The sequence below is a fragment of the Anaerolineales bacterium genome, from assembly GCA_022866145.1.
Lineage (GTDB): Bacteria > Chloroflexota > Anaerolineae > Anaerolineales > E44-bin32 > PFL42.
The window spans coordinates 1-6,860 of record JALHUE010000212.1; the positions used below are offsets into that span (position 1 = coordinate 1).

Here is a 6,860-nt window from a genome sequence, read left to right on the forward strand (position 1 = left end):
CTTGGGCTGCCTCTTCACCGGCCTGCGCTGGTGGGCGCTGCCGCATGTCACGCCCGACATTCGCTGGAGCCTGCAGGCCTCCATCGGCCTGGCCTGTGCCGCCGTGTTGGCCAGCGCGGCGCTGCATTTTCGGCGACGGAGCACCGCCATGCCGGCGCTCCTTGAGCCGGTCCACCAACATCAGGCGCGAATTCCCTTTATCGTGTTCGGGCTGCTGTTCTCGATCGCCGCCGCGCCCCTCTCTAACTATGGCGACCGGCAGGCGCAGCTGCTGGCTTCGGCAGCTTGGGTTATTGGGATCGTGCTCGCAGTGCTCGCTGGTTGGAAGCGCGGTCAGGCGCTGCCTCCTATTGCCTGGCAGACCGCCGCCTGGATCACACTTCTGGTGGTGGGTGCCTTCCTCGCCCGCGGCCTTTCCACCGGCACTGTCCCGGCCGTGCTCAGCGGAGATGAAGCCTCCGTCGGACTGAGCGCGCTGGGCTTCCTCGAAGGGAAGACCGGCAACCTGTTCGGTGTAGGATGGCACGCCTTCCCATCCCTCTACTGCTTTCTCCAGGCGGTCTCGATCAGCCTCTTGGGAATGACGACCCAGGCCTTGCGACTCCCCTCGGCGTTGGCGGGCGCACTGACTGTCGGCGCGATTTATCTGATGGGGCGCAGTATGTTCGGCCCTCGGGCCGGACTTCTGGCGGCCTGCATCCTGATGCTCTCTCATGTGCATATCCACTATAGCCGGCTGGGGTTGAACAATGTCTAGGACAGTCTGTTCATCGTCGCCACGCTTGGGGCTTTCTGGCACGGATGGAAGACCGGCGAGCGGAATGCCTTCCTGCTCGGGGGATTGTGCCTGGGCCTGGGCCTGTACTTCTACGCCAGCGCAAGGGTGCACTTCGTGCTCCTCCCGGCCTGGCTCGGCCTGTTGCTCGTCCTGCACCGACAGCAGGCAATTCGTCGCCTTCCTGACTTCGGCCTGGCCGCTTGGGCGGCCGCCTTTGTGGCCTTGCCGCTGGCCATGTACTACGCCCAACATCCGCGTCAGTTCACGGCGCCTATGCGAGTGGTCAGCATTCTGAATGATTGACTCCCGTACAATGCGGCGCTCACTGGGATGCCGGTGTGGCGCCTGCTGCTTCGCCAGCTGTCGCTCGGATTTCTTGCCTACACCCATGTCCCCCTGAACTACTTCTACATCCCTGACACCCCGATCCTGAGGCGTGGGCCGGCGATGATCTAACTGCTGGGGATTGCATCGCTGCTCCTACGCCTCCGAGATGCGCGGGTGTCTCTTCTCGCCCTCTGGCTGGCCGCATTCGGGCTGATCGGAGCACTCACCGAGAGCGTGCCCGCCGCCCAAAGGTACGTCGCCGCCGTTCCTGCCTGCGCGCTGATCATTGGGAGCGCGTTGTCGTCAATCTCCGCTGGGGCAGAGCGGCTTGTGCCGCGGGGAGCACGCTGGTCTGCAGCTGCGGTCGCCGCCGTCGCCATTGCGCTCGCCATCGATGATGCCCGTTTCTACTTCTTGGACTACACCCCCGCAGCACCTTCGGGGGGTATCCCGCTCTCATAGCTCAACGCCTGGCCAATCATCTCGGACTCGAGGGTGAGCCCCGACGGATCGTCTACGTGGGCGACGATCAGTTTCGGTACTACGCCAATCCAAGCCTGGTCTACCTTGCCTCCGAGTACGAGATCACCGAGTTGATCCTCCATTGGGGGACGCCAGAGAACCGCATCCCACAGGGTGATACCGCCCAGTTTGTCGTCCTTCTGGGGAGTCGCTCCGATATTGACCGAATCCCCTCCGACCTCCCGTGCGGCGAGCTTGGGATGGAGACGCTCCCCGGACAGGGCCCTCTGTACTGGTACTTCGAGTGTGACCTAGCCGCCCCGGCGCCGGAGGTTGCCCCCTCGTCCTTCCGGCCGGCCCGGCCTTCTGCAGGCAGGCGGGGTGAGACCAGCGCGCAGTCAGCCGGGTTGTGATGGGCCAGGCTCGTGTCAACTCGGGCAAAACACATAGGCCCTCTGGCCCCAGGTGGGCGAAGGTAGAATAGGGCCGAACCAGAGAGGCCCCTCACAAGAATGGCACCCGGAAGACACATCACCGACAACCTAGACGCCCTGCTCGACGTCCTTCCCAGGACGATCGCCCAGCGCCTGGTTGAGATTGACCGCTCCGACGATCTGCTGGAGGTTATCCTCGACTTGGGCCGCATCCCCGCCGCCCGCTTCGTCGATCGCGAGGTGCCCCTGCAGGAGCACGAGACTCTGCCCGAGGACCTCGAATACGTCGTCGCCCGGATCGGCGAGTTCGACGCCGATAATCGGGCCGGCATGGAGCGGACGCTCCACCGCATCTCCGCCATCCGCAACCGACATGACCGGATCGTCGGGCTCACCTGCCGCGTCGGCCGCGCCGTATACGGCACGATCGACATCATCCAGGACCTGATCGGCGGTGGCAAGTCGGTGCTGCTGGTTGGGCGGCCAGGCGTCGGCAAGACAACCATGTTGCGTGAGGCCGCCCGCATCCTGGCCGAAGACAAGCGGGTGGTGATCGTCGACACCTCGAACGAGATCGCCGGAGACGGGGACGTGCCGCATCCGGCGATCGGCCGCGCCCGGCGGATGCAGGTTCGAAAACCGAATCTCCAGCACGAGGTGATGATCGAGGCTGTCGAGAATCACAATCCGCAAGTGATCGTGATCGACGAGATCGGCCGCGAGTTGGAGGCCGTCGCCGCCCGCACCATCGCCGAGCGCGGCGTGCAGTTGATCGGCACGGCCCACGGCAACACCCTCGAGAACCTGCTGCTCAATCCGACCTTGTCCGACCTGGTGGGGGGCATCGAGTCCGTCACCCTGTCCGACGAGGAGGCCCGCCGCCGCGGGACGCAGAAGACCGTGCTCGAGCGGCGGGCGGCCCCGACCTTCGATGTGCTGATCGAGATCGTCGACCGGGACCGGCTGGCATTGCACCACGACGTGGCGACGGCGGTCGACGCCATGCTGCGCGGACGCCCGCTGCCGCCCGAGATTCGCAGCCTGGATGACGAAGGCGAGATCCGAATCGAAGCCGCCCCGCCGTCCGCCGGCAGGGCGCGCACGGGCGAGCGCGGCTACCAGCGTCAGGCCGGCCAACCCTCCTTGGCCCCCGGCGAGGTCAACGGCCTGCCGTACTCTCCGACGCCTCCGCACATGCCCGGCGGCCCGCTGAGCCCCGTGCGCGTTTACGCCTATGGCGTGGCACGCAACCGTCTGCGGACTGCCGCCCGCCACCTGCATGTGCCGGCGATCCTAGTGGATGATCCGGCCGAAGCCGAGGTGATCGTCACCCTGCGCGCCTACTACCGCCGCCATCAGAAACTGATCGCCGACGCCGAAGCCCGTCGGATGCCGATCTTCGTCCTGCGCGCAAATACCTCAGGGCAGATGGAAAACTTCCTCACCGATCTCTTCAGCCTGGAGGCGGGCCCAGCTCAGGGGCCCGAGCTGGATGTCGCCCTGCAGGAAACCCAGCAGGCCGTCAGCGCTGTTCTGAATGGCGCCCACTCGGTTGACTTATCCCCCTCGTCGTCGTACATTCGTCGCCTGCAGCACCAGCTTGCACGCCAGGCCAACCTGGTTTCCCATTCGTACGGCAAGGAGCCCAACCGGCGCGTGCGCATCTTCCGGAATTGAAATGTTCATCACCCTCGAGGGACCGGACGGTTGCGGCAAGTCCACCCAGGTGCGCCTGCTGGCTGAGCACCTGCGCACGCTGGGGCTGGATGTGTTGCAGACGCGCGAGCCGGGCGGGACCGCCATCAGCGATCAGATCCGCCAGGTGCTGACCGACCTGTCGAATACCCCGATGCACCCGCGAACCGAGATCCTGCTGTTCTCGGCCTCACGCGCCCAGCTCTGCCACGAGATCATTCGGCCCCACCTGCAGGCCGGCGGCACCGTGCTGTCCGACCGCTTTTTCGACTCGACCTTTGCCTACCAAGGGTATGGTCACCGCCTCGATCTCGACGCTTTGCGCGCCATCACCACCTTTGCCACCGGCGGCTTGGTACCGGACATCACTTTCCTGCTCGACATCCCGGCCGAGGATGGGCTGCTGCGGCGCAAGCAGCACGGCGGCTGGAACCGCCTCGACGCCTACAACCTCGAGTTCCACCAGCGAGTGCGACAGGGATATCTGGCACTGGCGGAGGCCGAGCCGCAGCGCTGGGTGACGATCGACGGACGCCAGCCGGTCGAGGCCATCCAGCAGGAGTTACGACGCCTGCTGGCGCCGCGGCTGGGCCCCTTGCAGGCGCCGGCGGGCTGACCGGCGAGAGGATTCGGATCGTCGACGAGTGATCCCCACCCCAACCCTCCCCCCGCAAGGGGAGGGCAGGGTGGGGGTTGGTCTCGGGGGGGAATCCGGGTTGCCCGTGCACGCTCCGCTACGCCGTGTGCAGCCGAAGCTGCGCCTCCGCTCGCGGGACCTGCGCCATCCGCTCACACCCGCTGAGAAACTCGTCTGGGACCGCGTGGGCAATCACCAGCTCGGGTTTCACATCCGCCGACAGCACGTGCTCCTTGGCCGCTTCATCGCCGACTTCTACTGCGCCTGCGCCCGGCTGTGCATCGAAATCGACGGGGATACCCACACTGAGCCCAGCCAGGTCGAGTACGACACCGCTCGGACCGCCTGTGTGGCGGCACAGGGGTACCGGGTGCTGCGCTTCACCAACGCTGACGTGAAGAACAACTTGCCTCCAGTGCTCGAGGCGATCCGCCAGGCGTGTGAGCCACCCCCACCCCAACCCCCGCCCCAACTCTCCTCCCCTCCGCTCCGCTTCGGGGACCTTCGGCCCTAGCAGGGGGAGGGAGAAGGACTATCCCCCTAGCAGAGGTAGGGCAGGGTGGGGGTTGGACACGTCCAGCCGTCGCGCGCCCTTCATCTCACCTCTCCCCCGCGGGGGGAGGATTCGCCTGCCCCCGTCCGCAAGCTCAAGGCCTGGCTTCTAGACCAGGGCGTTGGGCTCGAACACCGGCAGCAGGTCGAAGTCCTCCGGCGCTTCCGCGTGGCCCAGTGTCCCCAGTCCGGGTGGCGTTCGCAATCACTCGCAGTTCATAACCCCCGACCTGACGGCCATCCGGAAGGCTGAGAGTTTCTGAGGAGGGATGAGACATCGCGCAAGGCCAGCAGCGGGATAGTGGCTGCAGAGACCGCTGACGATGAAGATCCCGCCATCCGTCCGTTTCGCTGCGCTCTTGTTCCTTCCCGCGCTCGTCCCGCTGCTCGTTCCCGCCTTGTGCCTCGGCCCCGACTGCGTCCTGTTGGCGATGATTCAGGTCGCCGATCCAGCCTCTTTGGAGCAGGCGGGCCTGGGCGGCTACTGTGCCTGGGCGCTCGGACCGCTCCCGGCTGCCGTGATGATCATGGCCCTAGGGCTGCTCTGCTATCGGTTGGTTCGCACGCAGCCCGCACCCCGGACCGCCTGGATCGCGGTGTGGGCGGTGGCCACCCTGGTCGCATTCCTAGGTGCCTGGTACGGAATCATCCTGGTGACCAGCATCGGCGCCTCCGAAACCCCGCCGGAGGTGTTCCTGAGGATTACCGCCGCGATGACTCTCCTGGTCATCGTGCTCGGCCAGCCCGGGATCGTTATCTGGCTACGGCTGGTGAATCGCTACGCCAGGGCCCGTCAGCCGGAGAGCGCCCCGACCGAAGGCCAGGATGACCGGCACACCCGGCTGCCATTGGATCAGGCGGGGGAGAATCTCTAACCAGGCGCCGAAATTGCCATCTCCCCGCGTCACGTCGGTAGCAGGACCGAATCGGCAGGGAAGGATGTGTGCGTTCTGCAGGCTGCGAGCAGAATCCAGCGGCTCTGAAGGGACCTCGCGCTTAGGGTTGGGCCTGCAGGCTGTGCGCACTCCGCTCGAAATCAGGTAGCAGGCCATCAAAGGCGTCTGGATCGGCCTGGAAGGAGAGCGTCCACAGGCGGTCGGCGCTGGCGATCACATACAACCCCTGGCGGCTGACCTGGCCGGACTCGACGTCGCGCACCTGCAGCAGCGCCCGGGCCATCGGGTAGCGTCCGCCGTAGATCAATTCTGTCCGTTCGACAAGGACTTCGTTCTTGTTGTCCTCGATCGCTTTCAGCAGGATGGTCTGCAGATCCGCGGCTTCCGGGCGCGGCTCGCCCACCAGGAACACCGCCGATCCGCCGGCAGCGTCGGCGGCCATCAGCAGGTCGAACTGCAAGGAAGCGCTCATCTCGTCGAGCGAGACCGGGGTCGCCGTTTCGCCGGGCGCTGGAGTGACCAGGCTACTGAAGGCCTCGACCATTCCCTCGGCGAAGACCTGCATCAACAGCACCATCGCTTCGCCCATCTCGCCCATGTCGACGACTTGGTAACTCTCCGGCACGAAGAAGAAGGCGGACTTCGTGTCGATTCGTTTCAATCCGGCCAGGTCCGGTTCTTCCCCGGCGAGGGTCAGCACGACCGCCGTGGGCAGCGGGACTCCCTTGGTGGTCTGCAGTTGGCGCGGTGCCTCGGTGGGCAGCGGGGTGGCCGTGGGCGTCTCGGTCGGCGGTGCGATCGTCGGGCTGGGGGTATCCGTCCACGCCGGAGGCAGGGTGATAGCTTCAGCCGGCCCGGCGCCGGGCTCTGCCGGCGCGGGCCCGGCAGGTAGAACGCCACATCCATAGGCGGCGACGCTTACCAGACTCAAGCTGGCGGCAAGACGGGAGGCGGTGCTTCGCTTCATGCGCGGTCACCTCACGGGTCGCTACACGGTCGGCTAGATTATCGCGGATGTCCGCTTCGGCGATGGAAGACCACCTGACGGCCGGCTGACGGATAGCCTGGCGTCCCCGCCA

At 66.2% G+C, this 6,860-nt stretch carries 9 protein-coding genes; 8 read left to right on the forward strand and 1 reads right to left on the reverse strand.

Annotated elements, in window-relative coordinates; genetic code table 11:
- The 8 genes from MUO23_06660 to MUO23_06695 form a co-directional block, all read left to right on the forward strand.
- The coding region (locus MUO23_06660; GenBank protein MCJ7512637.1) for a glycosyltransferase family 39 protein at positions 1-757 on the forward strand (757 nt) is incomplete at its 5' end.
- Positions 758-841: 84 nt separating this feature from the next.
- Positions 842-1,081, forward strand: coding sequence for a hypothetical protein (locus MUO23_06665; protein MCJ7512638.1), 240 nt, complete (start codon positions 842-844; stop codon positions 1,079-1,081).
- Positions 1,082-1,279: 198 nt separating this feature from the next.
- Positions 1,280-1,567, forward strand: a complete 288-nt coding sequence (locus MUO23_06670) for a hypothetical protein (GenBank protein ID MCJ7512639.1) — start codon at positions 1,280-1,282, stop codon at positions 1,565-1,567.
- A 56-nt stretch (positions 1,568-1,623) separates the two neighbouring features.
- The gene (locus MUO23_06675) at positions 1,624-1,980 is read left to right on the forward strand and encodes a hypothetical protein (GenBank protein ID MCJ7512640.1); all 357 of its coding nucleotides are present in this window, start codon (positions 1,624-1,626) and stop codon (positions 1,978-1,980) included.
- A 99-nt stretch (positions 1,981-2,079) separates the two neighbouring features.
- Positions 2,080-3,678, forward strand: coding sequence for an AAA family ATPase (locus MUO23_06680; GenBank protein ID MCJ7512641.1), 1,599 nt, complete (start codon positions 2,080-2,082; stop codon positions 3,676-3,678).
- 1 nt (position 3,679) lies between these two features.
- Complete coding sequence (gene tmk, locus MUO23_06685; GenBank protein MCJ7512642.1) at positions 3,680-4,312, forward strand: dTMP kinase; 633 nt, start codon at positions 3,680-3,682, stop codon at positions 4,310-4,312.
- Positions 4,313-4,382: 70 nt separating this feature from the next.
- Positions 4,383-4,847, forward strand: coding sequence for an endonuclease domain-containing protein (locus tag MUO23_06690; protein ID MCJ7512643.1), 465 nt, complete (start codon positions 4,383-4,385; stop codon positions 4,845-4,847).
- A 361-nt stretch (positions 4,848-5,208) separates the two neighbouring features.
- Positions 5,209-5,760 (forward strand): hypothetical protein, encoded by a 552-nt coding sequence (locus MUO23_06695; GenBank protein MCJ7512644.1) that lies wholly within the window; start codon positions 5,209-5,211, stop codon positions 5,758-5,760.
- Positions 5,761-5,881: 121 nt separating this feature from the next.
- Here MUO23_06695 and MUO23_06700 read toward each other — a convergent pair whose 3' ends face one another.
- Positions 5,882-6,748, reverse strand: coding sequence for a hypothetical protein (locus MUO23_06700; GenBank protein MCJ7512645.1), 867 nt, complete (start codon positions 6,746-6,748; stop codon positions 5,882-5,884).
- Between the last annotated feature and the right edge of the window lie 112 nt (positions 6,749-6,860).

Excerpts from the sequence above, each read along its gene's own strand:
- MUO23_06680 (MCJ7512641.1), top strand. The coding sequence starts at position 2,080 with ATGGCACCCGGAAGACACATCACCGACAACCTAGACGCCCTGCTCGAC.
- MUO23_06700 (MCJ7512645.1), bottom strand. The coding sequence starts at position 6,748 with ATGAAGCGAAGCACCGCCTCCCGTCTTGCCGCCAGCTTGAGTCTGGTA.
- MUO23_06695 (MCJ7512644.1), top strand. The coding sequence starts at position 5,209 with ATGAAGATCCCGCCATCCGTCCGTTTCGCTGCGCTCTTGTTCCTTCCC.
- tmk (MCJ7512642.1), top strand. The coding sequence starts at position 3,680 with ATGTTCATCACCCTCGAGGGACCGGACGGTTGCGGCAAGTCCACCCAG.